The sequence below is a fragment of the Hyunsoonleella aestuarii genome, assembly GCF_006148925.1.
Lineage (GTDB): Bacteria > Bacteroidota > Bacteroidia > Flavobacteriales > Flavobacteriaceae > Algibacter_D > Algibacter_D aestuarii.
This window is the reverse complement of sequence record NZ_VAWB01000001.1, coordinates 1,942,033-1,963,798: the sequence shown is the minus strand read 5'-3', so window position 1 is coordinate 1,963,798 and position 21,766 is coordinate 1,942,033. Positions and strand designations below refer to the sequence as shown.

18 protein-coding genes are annotated in these 21,766 nt (G+C 33.4%); 12 read left to right on the top strand and 6 right to left on the bottom strand.

Annotated elements, in window-relative coordinates:
• Window positions 1-807, bottom strand: coding sequence for a polysaccharide biosynthesis/export family protein (locus tag FEF17_RS08925; protein WP_139001983.1), 807 nt, complete (start codon window positions 805-807; stop codon window positions 1-3).
• Window positions 808-1,432: 625 nt separating this feature from the next.
• Here FEF17_RS08925 and FEF17_RS08920 point away from each other — a divergent pair.
• On the top strand, window positions 1,433-2,185 hold the full coding sequence (locus FEF17_RS08920; protein WP_139001982.1) for a hypothetical protein: 753 nt from the start codon (window positions 1,433-1,435) through the stop codon (window positions 2,183-2,185).
• A 257-nt stretch (window positions 2,186-2,442) separates the two neighbouring features.
• On the opposite strand, the gene cysC is transcribed toward FEF17_RS08920, so the two are convergent.
• The 3 genes from cysC to cysQ all read right to left on the bottom strand — a co-directional run bounded on the left by cysC (window position 2,443) and on the right by cysQ (window position 4,621).
• Window positions 2,443-3,036, bottom strand: coding sequence for an adenylyl-sulfate kinase (gene cysC, locus FEF17_RS08915; RefSeq protein WP_139001981.1), 594 nt, complete (start codon window positions 3,034-3,036; stop codon window positions 2,443-2,445).
• 363 nt (window positions 3,037-3,399) lie between these two features.
• Window positions 3,400-3,825 (bottom strand): DUF2061 domain-containing protein, encoded by a 426-nt coding sequence (locus tag FEF17_RS08910; protein WP_139001980.1) that lies wholly within the window; start codon window positions 3,823-3,825, stop codon window positions 3,400-3,402.
• Entirely contained in the window at window positions 3,818-4,621 is an 804-nt protein-coding gene (gene cysQ / locus FEF17_RS08905; RefSeq protein ID WP_139001979.1) for a 3'(2'),5'-bisphosphate nucleotidase CysQ, read from the bottom strand. The genes FEF17_RS08910 and cysQ overlap by 8 nt, the downstream gene beginning before the upstream one ends.
• A gap of 146 nt (window positions 4,622-4,767) precedes the next feature.
• Between cysQ and abc-f the strand changes: the two genes are divergently transcribed.
• The 10 genes from abc-f (at window position 4,768) to FEF17_RS08855 (ending at window position 16,394) form a co-directional block, all read left to right on the top strand.
• On the top strand, window positions 4,768-6,633 hold the full coding sequence (gene abc-f / locus FEF17_RS08900) for a ribosomal protection-like ABC-F family protein (RefSeq protein WP_139001978.1): 1,866 nt from the start codon (window positions 4,768-4,770) through the stop codon (window positions 6,631-6,633).
• Window positions 6,634-6,878: 245 nt separating this feature from the next.
• On the top strand, window positions 6,879-7,187 hold the full coding sequence (locus FEF17_RS08895; RefSeq protein WP_139001977.1) for a GIY-YIG nuclease family protein: 309 nt from the start codon (window positions 6,879-6,881) through the stop codon (window positions 7,185-7,187).
• A 102-nt stretch (window positions 7,188-7,289) separates the two neighbouring features.
• A complete protein-coding gene (locus FEF17_RS08890) occupies window positions 7,290-8,063 on the top strand; it encodes an O-methyltransferase (RefSeq protein WP_139001976.1) in 774 nt (257 codons plus the stop codon).
• Window positions 8,064-8,130: 67 nt separating this feature from the next.
• Window positions 8,131-8,703 carry a cob(I)yrinic acid a,c-diamide adenosyltransferase gene (locus tag FEF17_RS08885; protein WP_139001975.1) on the top strand — a complete coding sequence of 191 codons (573 nt, stop codon included), beginning with the start codon at window positions 8,131-8,133 and terminating at the stop codon, window positions 8,701-8,703.
• A gap of 284 nt (window positions 8,704-8,987) precedes the next feature.
• On the top strand, window positions 8,988-9,209 hold the full coding sequence (locus FEF17_RS08880; RefSeq protein ID WP_019387375.1) for a DUF2795 domain-containing protein: 222 nt from the start codon (window positions 8,988-8,990) through the stop codon (window positions 9,207-9,209).
• Between the two features lie 246 nt (window positions 9,210-9,455).
• On the top strand, window positions 9,456-12,812 hold the full coding sequence (gene secA / locus FEF17_RS08875; protein ID WP_139001974.1) for a preprotein translocase subunit SecA: 3,357 nt from the start codon (window positions 9,456-9,458) through the stop codon (window positions 12,810-12,812).
• A 13-nt stretch (window positions 12,813-12,825) separates the two neighbouring features.
• On the top strand, window positions 12,826-13,623 hold the full coding sequence (locus FEF17_RS08870) for a M23 family metallopeptidase (RefSeq protein ID WP_139001973.1): 798 nt from the start codon (window positions 12,826-12,828) through the stop codon (window positions 13,621-13,623).
• 199 nt (window positions 13,624-13,822) lie between these two features.
• Entirely contained in the window at window positions 13,823-14,407 is a 585-nt protein-coding gene (locus FEF17_RS08865) for a YceI family protein (RefSeq protein WP_139001972.1), read from the top strand.
• Between the two features lie 23 nt (window positions 14,408-14,430).
• Window positions 14,431-15,714 carry a hypothetical protein gene (locus FEF17_RS08860; protein ID WP_139001971.1) on the top strand — a complete coding sequence of 428 codons (1,284 nt, stop codon included), beginning with the start codon at window positions 14,431-14,433 and terminating at the stop codon, window positions 15,712-15,714.
• A gap of 95 nt (window positions 15,715-15,809) precedes the next feature.
• A complete protein-coding gene (locus tag FEF17_RS08855; protein ID WP_139001970.1) occupies window positions 15,810-16,394 on the top strand; it encodes a YceI family protein in 585 nt (194 codons plus the stop codon).
• Window positions 16,395-16,466: 72 nt separating this feature from the next.
• Here FEF17_RS08855 and argS read toward each other — a convergent pair whose 3' ends face one another.
• Complete coding sequence (argS, locus tag FEF17_RS08850; RefSeq protein WP_139001969.1) at window positions 16,467-18,251, bottom strand: arginine--tRNA ligase; 1,785 nt, start codon at window positions 18,249-18,251, stop codon at window positions 16,467-16,469.
• A gap of 512 nt (window positions 18,252-18,763) precedes the next feature.
• On the opposite strand from argS, the gene FEF17_RS08845 reads away from it, so the two are divergent.
• Window positions 18,764-20,821, top strand: coding sequence for a tetratricopeptide repeat-containing sensor histidine kinase (locus tag FEF17_RS08845; RefSeq protein WP_139001968.1), 2,058 nt, complete (start codon window positions 18,764-18,766; stop codon window positions 20,819-20,821).
• Window positions 20,822-20,823: 2 nt separating this feature from the next.
• On the opposite strand, the gene ctlX is transcribed toward FEF17_RS08845, so the two are convergent.
• A complete protein-coding gene (gene ctlX / locus FEF17_RS08840; RefSeq protein ID WP_139001967.1) occupies window positions 20,824-21,759 on the bottom strand; it encodes a citrulline utilization hydrolase CtlX in 936 nt (311 codons plus the stop codon).
• Window positions 21,760-21,766: the final 7 nt, after the last annotated feature.

The window sequence follows — 21,766 nt, the reverse complement described above, 5'->3', positions numbered from 1 at the left end:
CTAAAGTCTATCTATAATTAAATACGTACTAATTAATATGGAAAATGTTCCTAACACTGTTGTTAAAGTTTGTAACCCACTAGTACCCGTACCCCAAGATTTTTGTTTTAAAGGTTTTACATAAATAATATCATTTGGTTGAATATAGTAAAATGGCGAGTTCATAATCGCGATATCGGTTAAATCCAGATGATGAATTTTTTGCCCTTGTGGATATTGTCGAATAATTAAAACATCCTTTAAATTACCCGTAACAGGAATTTCTCCAGAATTAGCGATGGCTTCATAAATATTAACGCGTTCTTGAAATAATGTTTTTGTTCCAGGGCTACCAATTTCACCACTTGCTGTAAAGCGCATACCTGCGAGTCTAACCGTAACAAATACGTTGGCAGTTTCCTTAAATTGATCTGCTAACAATTTTTCTTTAATAATCTCTTCAATTTCTTCGGTGGTATACCCCAACACATTTATTTTACCCAGGGTTGGCACTCTAATTTGGCCATGCATATCGACTGAAAACCCATCATAATAAGCACGCTCTGCTGATGTTGAATTAACATTCCTAGCACCTCCACCTGAGCTTATAGGATTAAAAATTTCAACATTTTTTTGATCCAAAACTTTTATATTGATATTTAAAATATCATTAATTAAAACCCGATACGGTTTTTGAGTTTCAACTATTTGATGTATTGAATCTAAAGCTTTCGATTTATTTTGAAAATAAACGGTGTCTTTATGTGGAATGCATGATGCCAACAAAACACTTATAAATAAGCATGTAGCAAAAAAAAATCTCTTCATATTGAGGCATGTTGATTTGTCACAAATCTACATATTTTTTTGGTCTAAAGCCAAATTAACTAGCCCTTCACTTGTTTATAATAAAACTAAACGGAAAATTGTATCAGTGGATGAATTCAATGTGGAAGAGCGCTAGGCAAAATGATAAATGCAATAATATATATGAAGTAGTTTTTTAATACAAATTCAAACTGTTTTTCACATATTTTCTAAAATAAAAATATTCACTTATAAAGAAATCAGTCCTTATCAACGATAATTACACATACTTATATCACTAAAAAAATAAATTGTTTCAACCTGAAATTCTTCTAAACTCTTATTTATGTAAAATGATGATGATTTCATCTAATGCAACTACTTAAAATATAGAAAGTGTATCGATAATGTATCGATAGGGTATTGAAACAGTATTATCGAAACATGTTTTTAACAACCATTAATTACAGACTTAGAAAAAAAATAAATATTAAATGACGTCATTTTAAAAAACCCTTAGATAACGTAGATAATTTTACAGCATCAGAAAACCAAAAGACTCATAAAGTTGATAAGCTAATAATCACATATATCCTTTGGGTGAATCTGATAAAAAAAAATTTGTATAACTAAAACCATATAAACTATGGCAAAATTAAAAAGCTTAATTAAGATCGAAGGCACGCTAGACGATCTTACCTTTTACAAGGGCAAAGAAGGAGCGTATTTAGTAAGAACCAAAGGAGGTGTAAGTGCAAACAGAATTAAAAATGATCCTGCTTTTGCTAGAACTCGCGAAAATGGTACCGAATTTGGCCATAGTGCCACAAGTGGTAAAATATTGCGAAGAGCAATAACAAGTTTAATGGCAGATGCCAAAGACTCTGGTGTTACACCACGTTTGACTCAGGTAATGAGCAAAATCAAAAATGCCGATCTAAGCTCCATTCGAGGAGAACGGAAAGTATCAGTTGGTTTAGCTACAGAAGATGGCAAGGTAGCACTTAAAGGTTTCGATTTTAACAAACAGGCCATATTAAGTAGCGTGTTATTAGCAAATTATTCGCTTGAAACTACTACCGGTGAGATTGTTATTTCCAATCTTATAGCAAGTCAGGACTTAAGCGTACCTAGCGGTGCGACGCATGTAAGTTTTACATCGGCGTTTTTGAATCTTGATTTCTCGACAGGTGAAAAAGACCTAACGGTTAGTCCAGTATCCAATGTAACTATTAATGGAACGTTGTCATCTATTACGTTAACACCGCCAGCGGCACCAACTGGAACTGGAAATACATGCTACTTTTTAAAAATAGCATTTTTTCAAGAGATTAATGGTGTTCAGTACTCACTTAATAATGGAGCATTTAATGCCCTTAAACTAATTGAGGTATTGTAATTAAAACTCGTTAATGCGTTTAGAGGCTATCTATGTTAGATAGCCTCTTTTATTTTTAAATACATTATGAGGTAGAGAAAATAATTGAATTATCCCCTGTTATAAAAGTCAGGTTTAATTTAATTTGCTCCTCCCTTACCTGTAAGACGACCAAGCGTTAAAAATATATCAAGTTGATATATTTACTGCAGGAGCGAGCTGGTGTAAGAAGCTGAATAGTTTGCTATTCAGACGGAGGATTACTTTAAAAAACTCTGCTACATAATTTTTAGTTTATGCTTTATTTTATTAAAAATTAACGCAACAGACTCATCAATAGATTGATGTTCTGATAATTCAATATCTGGATGTTCCGGGGCTTCGTAAGGCGCAGAAATCCCGGTCATGTTTTTTATTTTTCCTGCTCTCGCTTTTTTATACAACCCCTTGATATCACGACGTTCGCATTCTTCCAGACTAGTATTAACAAAGACTTCTATATAATTATCTGCTCCAACAATTTTTTTAATATATGCTCTGTCTTTTTTATATGGAGAAATAAAAGCGCATAAAACCACAATCCCTGCATCAATAAACAATTTAGATATTTCAGCGATACGTCTGTTATTCTCAGATCTATCTTCTGGTGAAAATCCTAAATTTTTATTAATCCCTTTTCTAACATTATCGCCATCTAAAACATAAGTATGAATACCTTCATTATACAAACGTTCCTCCAATCTATTCGCTAAAGTAGATTTTCCAGCGCCAGACAAGCCCGTAAAAAACACTAAAAAGGAATGATGCTTATTCAATGCCCTTCTTTCATCGCATGATATTTTATAGGAATGTTTGGTAATATTCTTTTTCATCTATTTAAATTTTATTGTTTTTTATTGGTCATGCTTCGACATTGCTCAGCATAGAATTGTAATGCGTTAATAATCATTTCGGTTGGTATCAGCTTCTTGTTATGGCTTATGTCATAGTTTAATAATAACTATACCTGCTATGCATTTTGATTAAATAGATTAAACTAAATATCAGTTCGAGTAATTTTCTGTCAGACTGAGCGCAGTCGAAGTCAATAAAACTGTATCGAGAACAGGTTTTTTAATCGAAAAATTTGATTTTCAATAATTCTGCTCAGCTTGTCCAAGTGCTAATTTAATTCATAAAAATGAGCAAAATTCACTAGTAGCAACAATTTTTTTTCAAAACACACTAAGGTTTAACTAATTCTCATGAGATTTATTTTTACGTCTTTGTTCAATACCATAATTTAACTTATACCATCCACGTTCATGCAGGTAATACAATATCATTTTGGTAATAACTTCTACAAAACCAATACTTAAACCTGTTATTGGGTTTCCAGTAATTACCCAAGCCACTAAAACGGTATCAATAGTACCAACTACCCTCCAAGTTACTGTTTTAAATAAATGTCGCTTATTTTTTTCTTTGACATGACTTTTAAACCAGATTCGTTCATGTATATAATACAATAGAAGCTTTGTAATAACTTCTAAGGCTCCTATTTGCAAACCTACAAACGGATTCCCAGAAATAAGCCATGATAGTAAAATCGTATCTATGGTTCCTACAATGCGCCAAGTAATGGCTTTAGCTATATGCCTCTTATGTGACTTATCAGTCATTCTTAGTAACCAAAAAATGATTATTTAACAAGTTTTGCCTGTTGTAAAACATCTTTTTATTTGTTGTCATATCTATAACTTGCAATCCAACCGCTTCGCATATAGCTTGTCCTGCTGCTGTATCCCATTCCATGGTTGGTGCAAATCTAGGGTATATATCTGCTTTACCATTTGCTACTAAACAAAATTTTAAAGAACTTCCTTTAGATACAATATTAACAGTATCATATTTTGATTTCAAAGTATTTATGAAATTTAAGGTGGTATCATCAATATGAGATCTACTTGCAACTATATTTACTAAATCCTTATTGTCCGGTGAAGGTATCAATTTATCTTGCTCATGGAAAAGTTTGTCTTCATATTGCTCTGAATTTTCTACATGCAATTTATATGCATTAAATTTGGTGGCATCTGTATAATACAATTCCTTTAGTGCTGGTGCAAAAATGACACCTAAAACGGTTATACCGTTTTCGACCAATGCAATATTAACGGTAAACTCATCATTCTTTTTTATAAACTCTTTAGTACCATCTAAAGGGTCTACAATCCAACAACGCGACCACTTTTTTCTTTCAGAATAATCTAACTGCTTATTTTCTTCACTTATTATAGGGATATTTGTTTGCTCTAAATATGAATTTATAACCTGGTTTGAAGCAATATCAGCTTCCGTTAAAGGCGATTGGTCTTTTTTATAATCAACGGCATAATCACGATTATAAATCTTCATTATTTCGTCTCCTGCTTCAAGAGAAGCCTTTATGGCTACATTTAGTAGTTCTTTTAACATAGTAATGCTTTACATTATGCCTATTTTCTGGAAAGACATAATTGGTGTTTTGGGTTTAAACAAAGATTAAAAAAATTAAAACCCTAAACAACTCCATAGAACTTACTAGTTCATACATTTTTCCTTTCTTTGCAAAAAGCAAAATATTGAATTACCTCACAGTAGAAAACATAGCAAAATCTTACGGCGAACTTGTTCTTTTTGAAGACATTTCATTTAGTGTCCATAAGGACCAGAAAATAGCTTTTGTCGCTAAAAATGGCACTGGAAAAACCTCCATTTTAAACATGCTGTCTGGCGATGACATACCTGATTCTGGATCCATTATTTATAGAAAAGACGTAAAAGTGTCCTTTCTATCTCAAGACCCTAAATTTGATAATACCCTCACTGTAGAAGATGCTATTTTAGCTAGTGAAAATCCCATTTTAAAAGTTATTTCAAATTACGAAAAAGCACTTTTAAACCCAGAAGACACGGAAGCTTACCAAGCTGCCTTTGATGCTATGGAGCGTCATCAAGCTTGGGATTTTGAAACCCTTTACAAGCAAATACTGTTCAAACTAAAGCTTGATAATTTAGAACAAAAAATAAGCACGCTTTCTGGTGGACAAAAAAAGCGTTTAGCACTAGCCAATGCGCTTATCAATAAACCCGATTTACTCATTCTAGACGAGCCAACCAATCATTTAGATTTAGAAATGATCGAATGGTTAGAGTCCTTTTTCGCCAAAGAAAGTATAACCCTTTTTATGGTAACGCATGACCGCTATTTTTTAGAGCGTGTATGTAACGAAATTATCGAACTAGATGAAGGGCAATTATATAGTTATAAGGGCAACTACTCGTATTATCTGGAAAAAAGAGAAGCTCGAATTGAACGCGAGTCCGTAGAAACTGGTAAGGCCAAACAACTTTTTAAAAAAGAATTGACTTGGATGCGGCGCCAACCTAAAGCAAGAACCACAAAATCGAAATCACGAATAGACGATTTTGCAGATATAAAACATCGCGCTCACCAACGTAGAAACGACCATGAAGTACAGCTAGAACTTAATATGGAACGTTTGGGTAGTAAGATTCTAGAATTCCATAAGGTATCCAAAGCCTTCAAGGATAAAACCATTTTAAACAGCTTCGATTACACCTTTAAAAAAGGCGAGCGCGTTGGTATTATTGGAAAAAATGGGACAGGAAAAACGACCTTTTTAAATATTTTAACCCAAACAAATCAACCAGATTCTGGCAAAGTGGTTAAGGGGGATACTGTAAAATTTGGCTACTATACACAAAGCGGTATTGCCATTAAACCTGAACAAAAAGTCATTGACGTAATACGTGAATTTGGTGATTACATTCCTCTAAAAAAGGGGCGTCAAATTAGCGCTCAGCAACTCTTAGAACGTTTTTTATTTAGCAGAAAAAAACAGTATGATTTCGTTGAAAAATTAAGTGGTGGAGAACGCAAACGTCTCTATTTATGTACCGTTTTAATTCAGAACCCTAATTTTTTAATTCTCGACGAACCCACAAACGATCTCGATATTGTGACACTTAATGTTTTGGAAAGTTTTCTCCTAGATTTCCCTGGATGTATTATTGTTGTTTCACATGACCGCTATTTTATGGACAAAGTAGTCGACCATTTATTTGTATTTAAAGGTGAAGGTGTGATTGAAGATTTCCCTGGTAATTATACCGACTATAGAGTTTATGAAGATAGCCAACCCGTAATTTCTAAAACTCCTTCTGAAGATAAAAAAGATAAGCAATCATGGAAACAAAACGAAGCCTCGAAACTTTCATACAATGAAGAAAAGGAATTGAAAAACATTGAAAGTAAACTTAATTCCTTAGCCTATGATAAAAAAGAACTGGAGAATAAATTTAACAACGCTGAGTTATCCCAAGATGAGATAAACAAACTTTCTGAAGAACTTCAAACTATTATTAATACCATTGAAGCCAAAGAAGAACGCTGGTTTGAGTTATCGTCTAAATTGGAGGGATGATGGTTAGCTGTTAGCTGTTAGCTGTTAGCTGTTAGCTGTTAGCTGTTAGCTGTTAAAATATAAAGCTCTGAAATTAAAGGCATGTTATACCAAATTAAGCAATACATAAAGTTCCTTTTTAAATCTACCAACCAACATGGTATATATTCCCAATTTTAAAGACAACTGTCAGGGTGAGCGCAGTCGAACCCTCTTTTTTTATATGTTTGTACCAATTAGAAAACAAAACCTCAACTAAAACCGATATGCTATTTTATTATGTCTACATACTCAAATGTAATGATGAAAATTTCTATACGGGAATAACGAATGATTTAGAAAAAAGAGTTGCAGAACATCAATCTGGTTACGATAAAGATGCTTACACTTATAAGAGAAGACCTTTATCTTTAGAGTTTTATCAAGAATTTAATGATGTATTACAAGCTATACATTTTGAAAATAAAATTAAAAAATGGACTAGAGCGAAAAAAGCAGCTTTGATACGAGGCGATTTTAATATGCTCCAAATACTTTCTGAATGCAGAAATGCAACACACTTTAAATATAAATAAGAGGGCCCATGGCTTTGATTGCACTTCGACTGCGCTCAGTGTGACACGCTCAGCTTGACAATCAACCGTTTAGTTAAAAAAATATTGAGAATCGCTAAAAACATGTTTTACCAAATAAAGCAATACATAAAGTTCCTTTTTAAATCTACCAACCAACACGGTGTACATTCTCCATTTATATACAACATAGTGACTCAATGTTTTTACGACAAAAAAAATTACCAAGCATATAAAACCCTTTGGGATTACCGAAAATCTTTACTTAAAAACCACACACGTGTTAACGTTACAGATTTAGGCGCAGGATCCCAAGTTATGAAACAGAAAGAGCGCCAAATTTCTAGCTTAGCTAAAAACGCTGGTACTACAAATAAACGAGCACAACTTTTATATAGGCTTAGCTCCTATTTTAATCCAAAAAACATATTAGAACTAGGTACATCACTTGGAATAGCGACCTCAGCCATATCTTTAGGGAATCCAGAAGCACATATTACGACTATAGAAGGTTGTCCCAACATTTCAAAGCTAGTATTAGAACAGTTTTCAAAACTTAACTTAGAGAATACCCATGTCATTAATGGTAATTTTAAAGAAGAAATTAAAAAATTAAGCTCCAACGCATATGACCTCATCTTCTTTGATGGTAACCACCAAAAGGAAGCGACATTACATTACTTTGAAACTTTGTTAACCACTGCCCATAATGATTCTGTTTTTATTTTTGATGATATTTACTGGTCCAAAGGAATGACCGAAGCTTGGGAGACTATTAAAAATCATCCTAAAGTATCCGTAACCATCGACACTTTTAATTGGGGATTTGTCTTTTTTAGACAAGAGCAAGTAAAGGAACATTTTAGAATTAGGGTTTAATCGTAAATTAGATTATTCGTTAAGTTATGAAGTTTACCGTAAATTTGACAAAAACTACGATTAAGAAATGAAAATTTATACCAAAACAGGAGACAAAGGCACTACAGCTTTGTTTGGAGGAACACGCGTACCAAAGCATCATATTAGAATAGAAAGTTATGGAACCGTGGATGAACTTAACTCCTATCTCGGATTGATTCGCGACCAAGACATCCATCAAAATTATAAAGACACCTTGATTCATATACAAGATAGACTTTTCACCATTGGAGCTATTCTAGCTACCGACCCCGAAAAAGCTATCTTAAAAAATGGTAAAGAACGCTTGAATATCCCGAAAATTTCTGATGAAAACATCCAGCTTTTAGAAAAAGAAATGGATAGTATGGATGATGTTTTACCACCTATGACCCACTTTGTTTTGCCTGGAGGCCACCAAACGGTGTCATTCTGTCACATAGCGCGCTGCGTTTGTAGACGCGCCGAGCGTTTAGCTACAGCACTAAATGAACTGGAACCAGTTGAGTCGAATGCATTAATGTACCTAAACCGACTTTCTGACTATCTTTTTGTATTGGCACGAAAGTTGTCTTCTGACTTACAAGCAAATGAAATTAAGTGGATTCCTGAGAAGCAATAGGTTTCTTATAGAAACGGTAAGAGCGTTAGGGATTGCAGTGATAGCTTTTGGCGAGGCATGCATCGAGCCAAAACTTTAAACGAAAAGCCCGACCCTTGTGGTAACGTCAATTTAGTAATTCGAAAATTAATTTTGCTAGATTTTATTTAACCCCGCAGGAATAATTGCAAGGGTTTAGATTACAAAAAGATACGTTCTTTTAATTAATGATTTCAAATATTTCATTTTTTTCTTGTGTGTTTAAACTAAAAAATTATTTTTGCAAAAAATTAAACACATAATACATGTATTGGACTTTAGAATTAGCATCTTATTTAAGTGATGCGCCATGGCCAGCAACAAAAGACGAATTAATAGATTATGCTATTAGAACGGGTGCTCCTTTGGAGGTTGTTGAAAATTTGCAGTCAATTGAAGATGAGGGAGACTCCTACGATTCGATTGAGGAAATTTGGTCTGATTATCCAACCGATGAAGATTATCTTTGGAATGAAGATGAATATTAAATAAAGCACAAAGAACCATTAAAAAAGTCTCGATTTGAGGCTTTTTTTTATGTTATTACGCAAGAAAAAAGCATAACAAAATGTATCTTTGGAAGCGCATTATACAATGCATTATTACTTGACAAATAAATACAAATGTCATTCTGAATGCTATAAAGAATCTCTTTTTATTTTTAAGTGAGATTATTTCGACTCCGAATATATTCGGAATGCTATGAATGACAAATAAATATAAAATACATACATATGAGTTTTTTAGATTCAGTCCTAAAAGTATTTGTAGGAGACAAATCGAAACAAGATGTTAAGGCCATAACGCCTTTAGTTGATAAAATTAAAACCTTTGAATCTTCTATTGCGGCTTTATCGCATGACGAATTACGAGGAAAAACAGCAACGTTTAAAGCAAAAATTGCTGATGCTACTAAAGCCATTAACGAACAAATTGCTAATCTTTTAGAAGAAGCAGAAAACACTGAAGACATAGACCGACGTGAAGACATCTATCAAGATATTGATAAACTAAGAGATGATGTTTACGAGGTTACAGAAGGTGTTTTAAACGACATATTACCAGAAGCATTTGCGGTTGTGAAAGAAACTGCAAAACGTTTTGTGGATAACACCGAAATTACGGTTAAAGCCAATGAGTTTGACAGAACCTTGTCTGGAGAAAAAACATACGTTACCCTCGATGGGGATAATGCGACTTGGGCGAATTCATGGGACGCTGCCGGAAAACCCATTACCTGGGACATGGTGCATTACGATGTTCAGTTAATTGGTGGTATTGCACTACACCAAGGTAAGATTGCAGAAATGCAAACGGGTGAAGGTAAAACCCTTGTCGCAACGCTTCCTGTATATTTAAATGCCCTTGCCGAAAAAGGCGTTCATTTAGTAACTGTAAACGACTATCTAGCAAAACGTGATAGCGCTTGGATGGCTCCTATTTTTGAATTCCATGGGATGAGCGTTGATTGTATTGATTACCATCAACCCAACTCTGATGCTCGCAAAAAAGCTTACAATGCCGATATTACCTACGGAACGAACAACGAATTCGGTTTCGATTACTTGCGTGATAATATGGCGCACTCCCCGGACGATTTAGTACAACGTCCACATCATTACGCCATTGTTGATGAGGTGGATTCTGTTTTAGTGGATGACGCGCGTACCCCATTAATTATTTCTGGTCCAATTCCAAAAGGAGACCGTCACGAATTCAATGAATTAAAACCTAAGGTAGATGACATTGTTTCGGTACAACGAAAATATTTAACTGGTGTTTTAGCCGAAGCTAAAAAATTAATTGCGGCAGGTGATACCAAAGAAGGCGGCTTTCAATTATTGCGCGTTTATCGTGGTATCCCAAAAAATAAAGCTTTAATAAAGTTTTTATCTGAAGAAGGTGTTAAACAACTACTACAAAAAACAGAGAACTTTTACATGCAAGACAACAACCGCGAAATGCCAAAGGTTGATGCTGAATTGTACTATGTTATTGAAGAAAAAAATAATCAGATTGAATTAACCGACAAGGGTATTGAATATCTTTCTGGTAAAGACAATCCAGACTTTTTTGTCATGCCTGAAATAGGTATGGAAGTTGCCAAAATTGAGCAACAAGGTTTATCTCCAGAAGAAGAAGCCAAACTTAAGGAAGAGCTTTTTAAAGACTTTGGTGTTAAGTCTGAACGTATCCATACCCTAAATCAGCTTTTAAAAGCTTATGCTTTATTTGAAAAAGACACGCAATATGTTGTCATGGATAATAAGGTTATGATTGTTGATGAGCAAACGGGTCGTATCATGGACGGTCGTCGTTATTCTGACGGTTTACACCAAGCCATTGAAGCCAAAGAGAATGTAAAAATTGAAGATGCAACGCAAACCTTTGCTACGGTAACCTTACAAAATTACTTTAGAATGTATCGCAAATTGTCTGGTATGACAGGTACTGCGGTAACAGAAGCTGGTGAGTTTTGGGAAATATATAAATTAGATGTCGTTGAGATTCCAACCAACAAACCAATAGCTAGAGATGATAAAGAAGATTTAGTTTATAAAACTAAGCGTGAAAAGTACAACGCGGTTATCGATGATGTAATAAACTTATCGCAAGCTGGACGTCCTGTATTAATTGGTACCACTTCGGTAGAGATTTCGGAGTTACTTGGTAAAATGCTGAGCATTCGAAAAATACCGCATAACGTACTTAATGCGAAGCAACATAAAAAAGAAGCTGAAATCGTAGATCAAGCAGGTAAAACTGGACAAGTTACTATCGCAACAAATATGGCTGGTCGTGGAACCGATATTAAGTTAAGTGATGAAGTAAAAGCGGCGGGCGGTTTAGCCATTGTTGGTACAGAACGTCATGATTCTAGACGTGTTGACAGACAATTACGTGGTCGTGCGGGCCGTCAAGGAGATGTTGGTAGTTCGCAGTTTTATGTGTCTCTAGAAGATAACTTAATGCGATTATTTGGTAGTGAACGTATTGCGAAAATGATGGACCGCATGGGATTGAAAGAAGGTGAAGTGATTCAACATTCTATGATTTCTAAGTCTATAGAACGTGCGCAGAAGAAAGTTGAAGAAAACAATTTTGGTGTTCGTAAGCGATTATTAGAATATGATGATGTTATGAATGCACAACGTGAGGTGGTTTACAAACGCCGTCACCACGCATTATTTGGTGAACGTCTTCGTGTAGATTTAGCAAATATGATTTTTGATACATCTGAAGGCATTGCTGAAACTAATAAAGGGGCTAACGATTATAAGAACTTTGAGTTCGAATTGATTCGTTATTTCTCAATGAGTTCTCCTGTAACAGAAGAAGAATTTGGGAAATTATCTGAACAAGAAATCACGTCGAAAATATACAAATCGGCATTTGAGCATTACAGAGAAAAAATGGAACGCAATGCAGATATTGCTTTCCCTGTGATTAAAAATGTTTACGAAACACAACGTGATAAATTCAAGCGTATCGTTGTTCCATTTACAGACGGTGTAAAAACTTTAAACGTAGTTACCGATCTAGAAAAGGCTTACGAAACGAATGGTAAACAATTGATTACGGATTTTGAAAAGAATATTACACTTGCCATTATTGACGATGCCTGGAAAACGCATTTACGTAAAATGGATGAGTTAAAGCAATCTGTTCAATTGGCGGTTCATGAACAAAAAGACCCATTATTAATATATAAGTTTGAAGCTTTTGAGTTGTTTAAAGCTATGATTGACCAAGTAAATAAGGATGTAATTTCATTCTTGTTTAAAGGTGAATTACCACAAGAGACTCAAAACACCATACAAGAAGCAAGACAAACACGTAAAAAAGAAAATCTAAAAACACAAAAGGATGAAATTCCTAATTTAGATGAGCGTTCTGCTCAAAATAGAGCAGCTTCTAATACGCAACGTAACCAAGAAGTAGTTGAAACGATTGTTCGAGATAGACCAAAAATTGGTCGTAATGATCGTGTTACCATTAAGCACATTATGAATGGTGAAAACAAAACGGTTAAGTACAAACAAGCAGAACCCTTAATTGCAAAAGGCGAATGGGTACTGGTTGAAGATTAAAATTAAGTAGGTGTTGAAAAGAGGGTTTTTAATTGTCTGGACTTTATTGTTTTTCATCAATGCTAATAGTCAAGACATTACATTTACGAAAACTGTAGGTGATACTGCAACCACCTATAATTTTATTAATAAAACATATGCTCCTGTAACTCTTAAAATAGCCAAATTAAAAGAGATTGAGTTTTTTATAAAAGAAGGCGAGACCATTTGTAAACCGGAAGACTCTCTTATTAAAGTTATTAGTATCCCTAAGCGTCTTGTTGAAAATGATAGCACATTTAAAACTGAAGACTTCATAAATGTTTCGTATTCCTTTGGTATAAGACTTTTTAAGGATTCCATAAAAAGTCATCTTTACGAGTTACCTTTTCAAAGAAAAAAAAGATACAAAATAATGCAAGGTTTTAATGGAAAGTTTTCCCACAGTTCGGAACAATCACGCTATGCCATTGATTTTAAAATGCCTATTGGAGATACAATCGTTGCAGCAAGAAGTGGGTATGTAGTTCATGCTATTTCTCATTTTACCGAACGTGGTGGCAGAGAGTTTAGGAATAAAGCTAACCAAATCATTGTTTTCCATGATGATGGTACACTTGCATTCTATGTTCACCTAGATACAAATGGTGTTCTTGTAAAAGTAAACGACTATGTTAAAGCAGGACAGCCTATAGGCATTTCCGGTTTCACTGGTTTTACAACAAAACCACATTTACATTTCGTAGTACGTAATTTTGATTCTGCAATACCAATAGAATTTAAAAAGCAAAAAAATATTGGCAGTAAATCGGGTGTTTGGATAAAGAATTAATCCTCAATTATTCTAACTTTTTAAGACTAATCCCTCCAAACTTATCCGTAAAATAATTGAACATTCCTTAATTGTTACTCATAATTAATAAATATACATCAATAGAAAGGTAACATTTACCTGCTATAATAGATATATGACAAAAGTCATATTAATATGTACTTTAAACATTGACCTTTGTATTAGTAATTAAAAGGCGATGAAAACACTATTAAAACATACCCTAATAATACAGTTATTTCTAATTGTATTTCTATTTCAAACGAGTAGCGCTCAAAATTTTGAATTAGTTCCAGAAGAATCCACACTTATCATAAACGGTACTTCTAATCTTCATGATTGGACTATTACTTCTAGTTCATGTACAGGCACTATATCTTTTAATGATATTAATAAATGTTCGATTAATAGTTTAAAATTTGAAGTACCACCCATCTCTTTAAAGAGTGGTAAAAAAGGAATGGATAAAAACACTTACAAGGCATTAAAAACAGATGAATTTAAAAATATAAAGTTCCTATTAACAGAAGTTACAACTTTAAATAATAGCAACCCAAACAATTATAGTATAGAGGTTGAAGGAGTTTTATCCATTATGGAAAACAATAAGAAAATCTTATTGAAGAATAATATTCTATTAAACAATAATAATGTATGCATTGAAGGTTCTAAAAAGATAAAGATGACAGATTTTGGTGTTGAACCACCAAAAGCTCTTTTCGGAACAATTACTACTGGCGATGAAATTACAATTGATTACAAATTAATTTTTAAAACTATATAACAACCACACTTAATTCAAATATTATGAAAGCAATGTATAAAAATGCGTTAATCGCAATGATTTTAATGGTGAGTTTCACCTTAAATGCTCAAAACAGGCAATTAGATAATTTTAGATCACCTGACAAAAACGGCATTAACGTTTTTGAAACCCCAAAAGACACAGTAAGCACATTTGAAAATGTAAAAGTACGTGTTGGTGGGTCATCAACCCTTCAATATCAAGCATTGGATCACGAAAACTCTGGCGCTGTGGAATTAGCAAATATTGGTGCTAACTTTAATTTAGCAACTGCTAATTTAGATTTAGATGTTGCTTTGGCAAAAGGTGTTCGTATGCACTTACGTACTTATTTATCATCCCGTCACCATCCAGAACCTTATGTAAAGGGTGGCTATTTTCAAATTGATAATTTAGACTTTATTAGCGAGGGTCTTTTAGAGAATTTCATGAAACATGCTACTTTAAAAATCGGTCATATGGAAAACAACTATGGTGATGCCCATTTTAGGAGAACTGATAACTCTCAGGCAATTTATAATCCGTTTGTTGGCAACTTGATTATGGATGCGTTTACTACAGAAGTAGGTGCAGAATTATACTACTATGGAGACACTGGTTTTTTTGGAATGTTAGGTATCGCTAACGGTAAATTAAACCAATCAACAGAAGACCCATTAAAGAGAGGAACAACTGACTACACAAGCGATTTAACTGGTGGTGCTTCTCTTTTAGCAAAACTAGGTTACGATAAGCAATTTAATGAAGAATTCAGATTCCGATTGACTGGTTCTATATATAACACGGGATTTACTCCAAACTTATATCTATATTCTGCAGACAGGACTGGCTCAAGATATTACCACGTAATGGAACCTGTAGCATCATCTGGTTTTAGATCAGGAAGATTTAGTCCTGACATCAGAAATAGTGTTACTGCTATTATGATAAACCCATTCTTTAAGTATGGAGGCTTAGAGTTTTTCGGAACTGTTGAAACTGTATCTGGTAAATCGACTGGAGATTCAGATACTAGAGCAACAACCCAAGTTGCAGGTGAACTAATTTACAGGTTTGGTGAATCAGAAAATTTCTACTTAGGATCTAGATATAATAATGTAAACTCAGAACAAGCTTCTGGTAACGATGTAAGTATAAATAGATTTCAACTCGGCGCTGGTTGGTTTATGACTAAGAACATACTCCTCAAGGCTGAATATATGAGTCAAAGTTATAATGACTTTTCAGGAATCTTAGAGGATGGTAAGTTCAATGGCCTTATGGTTGAAGCTGTTATAAGTTTCTAAGGTAATTTAGATTACTTTTGATTAAGTCTTGGTGTGAAAAAAATGACTCTAATATTTTAATTTACACCAAGGCTTATCCCTTTAAATAAAATAAAATGAACAGATTTGTTGCATATATAATGATACTCCTAATGTTTAGCTTTAATGATTATTCAGACATTAGAGAAACTTTGGTGGTTATTACGCCTTCTAGTAAAGTAGAAATAAAGGGAAAGACAAATATTAACAAGTTTAATTGCTATTTTGATTGTTCAAACATTAAGAATCCCATCCCAATTAGCTACCAATTTAATGACACAAATATGTTATTTCATAATACTAAATTGATATTACAAAACTCTTGTTTTGATTGCAGAAATAACGGAATGAACAAGGATTTTTATAACTTACTTAATTCTGATATACATCCTTCAATTATGATGGAGTTAGTATCTGTTAAAAAACAGGACCTAAATACAAATTTTAATGCCCTTGTAAATATTGAATTATCAGGTGTTAAAAAATCTTATTACATACCAGTTATAATAGAAAAAAATGAGTCGATTTCCATTAATGGCTCGATTAAATTAAATATATGTGATTTTAATTTAGACCCACCTACAAAGGCCTTAGGTTTAATTGTTGTAGATGAAGAAATAGAAATTATCTTACAATTGGAAGTCAAAGAACAAATAAATTAGTGCCTTAATCCTGTAGCCTCCTTATAAAGTTTAAACAGAATGCTTTCAATTAGTAGTATATTATTAGAGCTACTACATCCTTTCCGGCACCTCTATCCCTAATACACTAAAAGCATTCTTAATAGTTTGGGCTACTTTCTTTGACAATTGAACTCTGAATAATTTTTCATTATCAGAGTCTGCTCCCAAAATAGACACGTTTTGGTAAAAGGAATTAAACTCTTTAACCAGGTCGTAAGTATAATTAGCGATTAATGCAGGACTATGCTGCTCAGCTGCATTTTGGATAACTTCTGGAAATAATTGTAACTGCTTAATAAGTTCGCGCTCTTTATCGTGAAGAGAAAGGTCACTTGCGTTTATTGCATCAGAAGAATCTGGATTTGCTTTTCTTAAAATGGATTGAATTCTAGCATATGTATATTGAATAAATGGCCCAGTATTTCCTTGAAAATCAATGGACTCCTTCGGATCAAACAAAATACGTTTTTTAGGATCTACCTTCAAAATGAAATACTTTAAAGCACCCAAACCAATGGTTTTATAAAGCGCTTGTTTTTCTTCTTGAGTATAGCCATCAAGTTTTCCTAATTCTTCAGAAATCTCTCCTGCAGTCTTTGCCATTTCATCAATTAAATCGTCTGCATCTACCACAGTACCTTCTCTACTTTTCATCTTTCCGCTTGGTAAATCAACCATCCCATAACTTAAATGGTATAAGTTTTTAGCCCAATCAAATCCAAGCTTTTTAAGAATTAAAAACAAGACTTTAAAATGGTAATCTTGTTCGTTCCCAACAGTGTAAACCATCCCGCCAACATCTGGAAAATCCTTTATACGCTGAATTGCTGTACCAATATCTTGTGTCATATAAACAGCTGTACCATCGCCTCTTTGTACTATTTTTTTATCAAGACCTTCTTCGGTTAAATCACACCAAACTGAACCATCTTCCTCCTTTTCGAATACACCTGTTTTTAAACCTTCAATTACAAATTCCTTTCCTAACAAATACGTTTTACTTTCGTAATACAAGGTATCAAAATCGACCCCTAAATTCTCGTAAGTCTCATTAAAACCATCATAAACCCAACCATTCATTTTTTTCCAAAGCCCTACAACTTCATTATCTCCATCTTCCCATTTACGCAACATCTCTTGAGCTTCCAATAAAATAGGCGCTTCCTTTTTGGCTTCCTCTTCTGCTTTACCTCGATTAACTAAACTCTGTATTTCCTTTTTATATTCTTGGTCAAATTTTACATAATAGTTACCAACCAACTTATCACCTTTTAAACCAGTGCTATCAGGTGTTTCTCCATTTCCAAAACGTTTCCAAGCCAACATGCTTTTGCAAATATGAATCCCTCGATCGTTAATAATTTGCGTTTTATAAACTTTCTTACCAGAAGCCTTTAAAATTTCGGCAACACTATAACCTAATAAATTGTTTCTAATATGCCCTAAGTGAAGTGGTTTGTTAGTATTTGGTGATGAATACTCAACCATAATAGCGTTATCTCCAGATTTGGATTTAACAAATCCGTAGCTACTATCGCCCTTTATATCATTAAAAAAATTGATGTAATACGAATCATCAATTTCAATATTTAAAAAGCCTTTTACAATATTAAACGCTTTTACTTCTTCAACATTATTAACTAAATATTCTCCAATGATTTCCCCAATTTGCACGGGATTTCCTTTTACATATCGAAGCATTGGAAAAATAACCACCGTAATATCTCCTGCAAACTCCTTGCGCGTTGCTTGAAATTCCACAGATGGAATTTCCAATTGATAAGTTGCTAAAACAGCTTGCTTTACTTGATTAATTAAGGTCTCTTGAAGGCTCATTAATAGTCGCTTTTTAAGTGTGCAAATATAGAATATTTATTGCTTTTTAGCTTTGTGATAGTTAGCAAAAAGCCCTTGGAAAAATATAACTAACCTTCAATAAATTTTTCACTCTAACATCATTCGAACAAACAAAACATAAATTTCATTAGGATCTCCATTAATTATCTATGTTTGAAGCCTTTAAAATATTATATAAAAATGATACATCTCATCGATAAAAGTGTAGTTTTTCTATGATTTCTGCCGTTAATCTATTCGTCGATTTTTACATAAAAAATACGGCTCATTTCATCTAATTTATTGGTAGTAAAACCTAGAAATTAGCTTTTCATAGGTGTTTTTATAACTTTTGTTAAAGCTATTAATCAACTAGATAATTTACATATCGTTTTTTAACGCTAATAATCAAAACATATTAAGCTTAACATATAGAGTTTTCTTGTTCCCTCAATAAAGACCTCTAGATATAACTACTTATTAAAAGAACTTGGTTATATATCGCAAATTGTATGAATAAAATAATTACGTTAGGTCTGTTATTAGCTATTTCATTGGGGTTTTCTCAAACCCAAGAAATAGACAGTCTAACCATACAATTAGCCTTTCAGAAACAAGATTCTTTAAAAGCTGACACCTCAATAAAACTCATTGAATCACTCTATAATGCTAATGACCTTGATAGAGCTTTAAAATACATTTTAGAAACCGAAAAGCTAGCGACTACACTTAACTACAATAAAGGGCTTGCAGAAGTAAACTTCTATAAAGCATCAATCTATGCCCAAAAAGACGATTATATTAATGCAGTTAGCAGTTATTCAAAATCTAAAGCACTTTTCAAAAGCCTTGAAGACATCTTGGGAGTTGCGCGAGTTAATAACAGTATTGGTTTAATTGAAATTAAACGAGGTAACTATAAAAAAGGACTACAATATGCCTTGTCAGCAATCAATATTTTAGAACAACGCGATTTAAAATACGAACTTAATATTGCTTACAGCAATTTAGCACAGGCCTACTTTAGCATAAAATCCTATGATAAGGCTACCGAATTCTATTTAAAAGCTTTAAATATTCAAGAAACTTTAGGAGATTCTGAAGGTGTAAATGAATCGCATAGCCAGCTAGCAGAATTATACTCGATGAAAAAAGAGCATAGAAAAGCAATTGAGTATTACAATAAAGTTTTAAACGCGAATCAATCCAACGACTCCATAACCGGACAAGTATCTGCTAAATTAGGTGGTGAATATTTACAGTTTAATGATTTTGATAATGCCTCAAAATACTTGTTACAATCTTTAAACATTAACAGAAGAATAAAGAATGAGAGCGGTCTATTAACCTCACTAAACAATCTAGGAGCATTAAATTTACAACAAAGACGTTTAATTCTTGCAGAAAGACAACTACTTGAAGCTGGATCCATAGCTAAACGGATCGATAACAAACAAGAATTGCTTACTTATTACGATTTAATGAAAACTTTAGATTCTACTAAGCGACGTTTTGATCGTGCTTTTGTTTGGCAGCGTGAATATTTCACGCTTAAAAACACTTTAAACAAAGAAAATATTACGAATAATGTAATTCCTGAAATGAATTTAGATTCCGAATTAGGAGTCACAGAAACTACTGATTCTGAGAATATTGCAAGTACCAATAACGAGATCCTTTCTGACAGTCAAGAAAAAATGAAGCGCTTTAAGCTATTGTTTTATGTGTTACTTGCTGCTCTTGTTTTAATGGGAATATTTTTGTTTTTGGTTTATTCAAAACAGAACGACAATGTAAAATATGTTCAGGAGCTTGAAGAAAAGAATATTAAGATTGAATTGCAAAATGAGGCTTTCGTTGAACAAACCAAACATTTGGAGAGTGTTAATCAAGTAAAAGATAAATTATTTTCTATTATCTCTCACGACTTAAAAGACTCGTTATCCTCTATTAACGGATTTATCAACTTATTAAGAGATGGTTCGTTATCGCGAGAAGAGTTTGACAATTTAATTCCCGAATTAAGTGAGAACGCTAATAATGCGTCACTGCTTTTATTCAACCTCTTAAATTGGTCTAAATCACAAATGCAATCACTAGATCCTAAACCAAGCCTATTTGATATTCAAGATATTTTTGAAGATAAAGTAAAACTTATAGAACAGCGCATGGAAAGTAAAGGTATCAACTTGGTCGATCACTCCTTACGTGATTTCGCTTATGCTGACAAAAGTATGATTGAAATCGTTGTTCAAAACCTACTTGCCAATGCTTTAAAATTTTGTAACAGTGGTGATACGATTACGGTTTCCAATCATATTAGTAATGGTCATTGTATTTTAAGTGTAGCCGATACTGGCGTTGGTATATCCAAAGAAAATATTGGTAAGCTTTTTAAAAGCAGCTCTTTTACCACTGTAGGAACAAACAATGAAAAAGGAACCGGTTTAGGGCTGTCTATTTGCAAAGAATTAGTTGAACTTAATAAAGGTAAAATTTGGGTTGAAAGCACCTTAAATGTTGGTAGCACCTTTTACGTGCAGTTACCTAAACAAAAACCTGAGATATAAAATTAAGCTTTTGGCAAAAACACCTCTGCCATCATGCAACGTGCACTGCCGCCTCCACATGCTTCAATAGTATCTAATGAGCTTGTTAGAATGTTAGAATGTTTTCTAAGTGTTTTTATTTGATTTTCATTTAATGAATCATGAGCAGCTTGACTCATAATTAAATAAAGCTCATTATTCTTGCCTTTAACTTGCAACATATTTCCAGCGAAATTGTTCACTTGAGCCTCATTTATAGCAACAATTTCTTTTCCATCTTCTTTAAGATGCTTAATGACATTTTTACGCTCTTTCTTATCATCAATACTTTCCAAACAAATTACTGCGAAGGTCTCTCCTACGCAAATCATAACATTAGTATGGTAAATAGCTTTTCGTTCACCATTTACTGTTTGGTTAGATGTAAAAACAACTGGGAAGAACTCGAAATCCTCACAAAATTCTATAAACAAATCTTCATCTGCTCTTGGAGATAAAGCACAATATGCTTTACGATTAATACGGTCTAAAATTACACTACCTGTTCCTTCTAAAAACACTTGTTCTAGTTCAGCTTCAGTATAGTCTATTATATTGTTTATTAAAAAGCCTTTTTCTTCTAAGGTTTCTAAAATATCCTCTCGACGTTCCAAGCGTCTATTTTCTGCAAACATTGGATATAGACCAACGTCACCATTTTCATGAAAAGAAACCCAGTTATTCGGAAAAATAGAATCTGGTGTATCCGTTTCTTTTCTATCATCCACAACAATAACATTGACTCCAATACCGCGCAATTTTTCAACATAACTATCAAACTCCTTCTGAGCCTTAGCATTAATGGCATCGGGCAACATGTTTTCCAAATTCTTTTGGTAATAATTGTTTACAGCCGTTTGTTCATTCATCCTAAAACTTACAGGACGAATCATTAAAATAGTATTTGTTGTTTGTTGCATGAAAAAA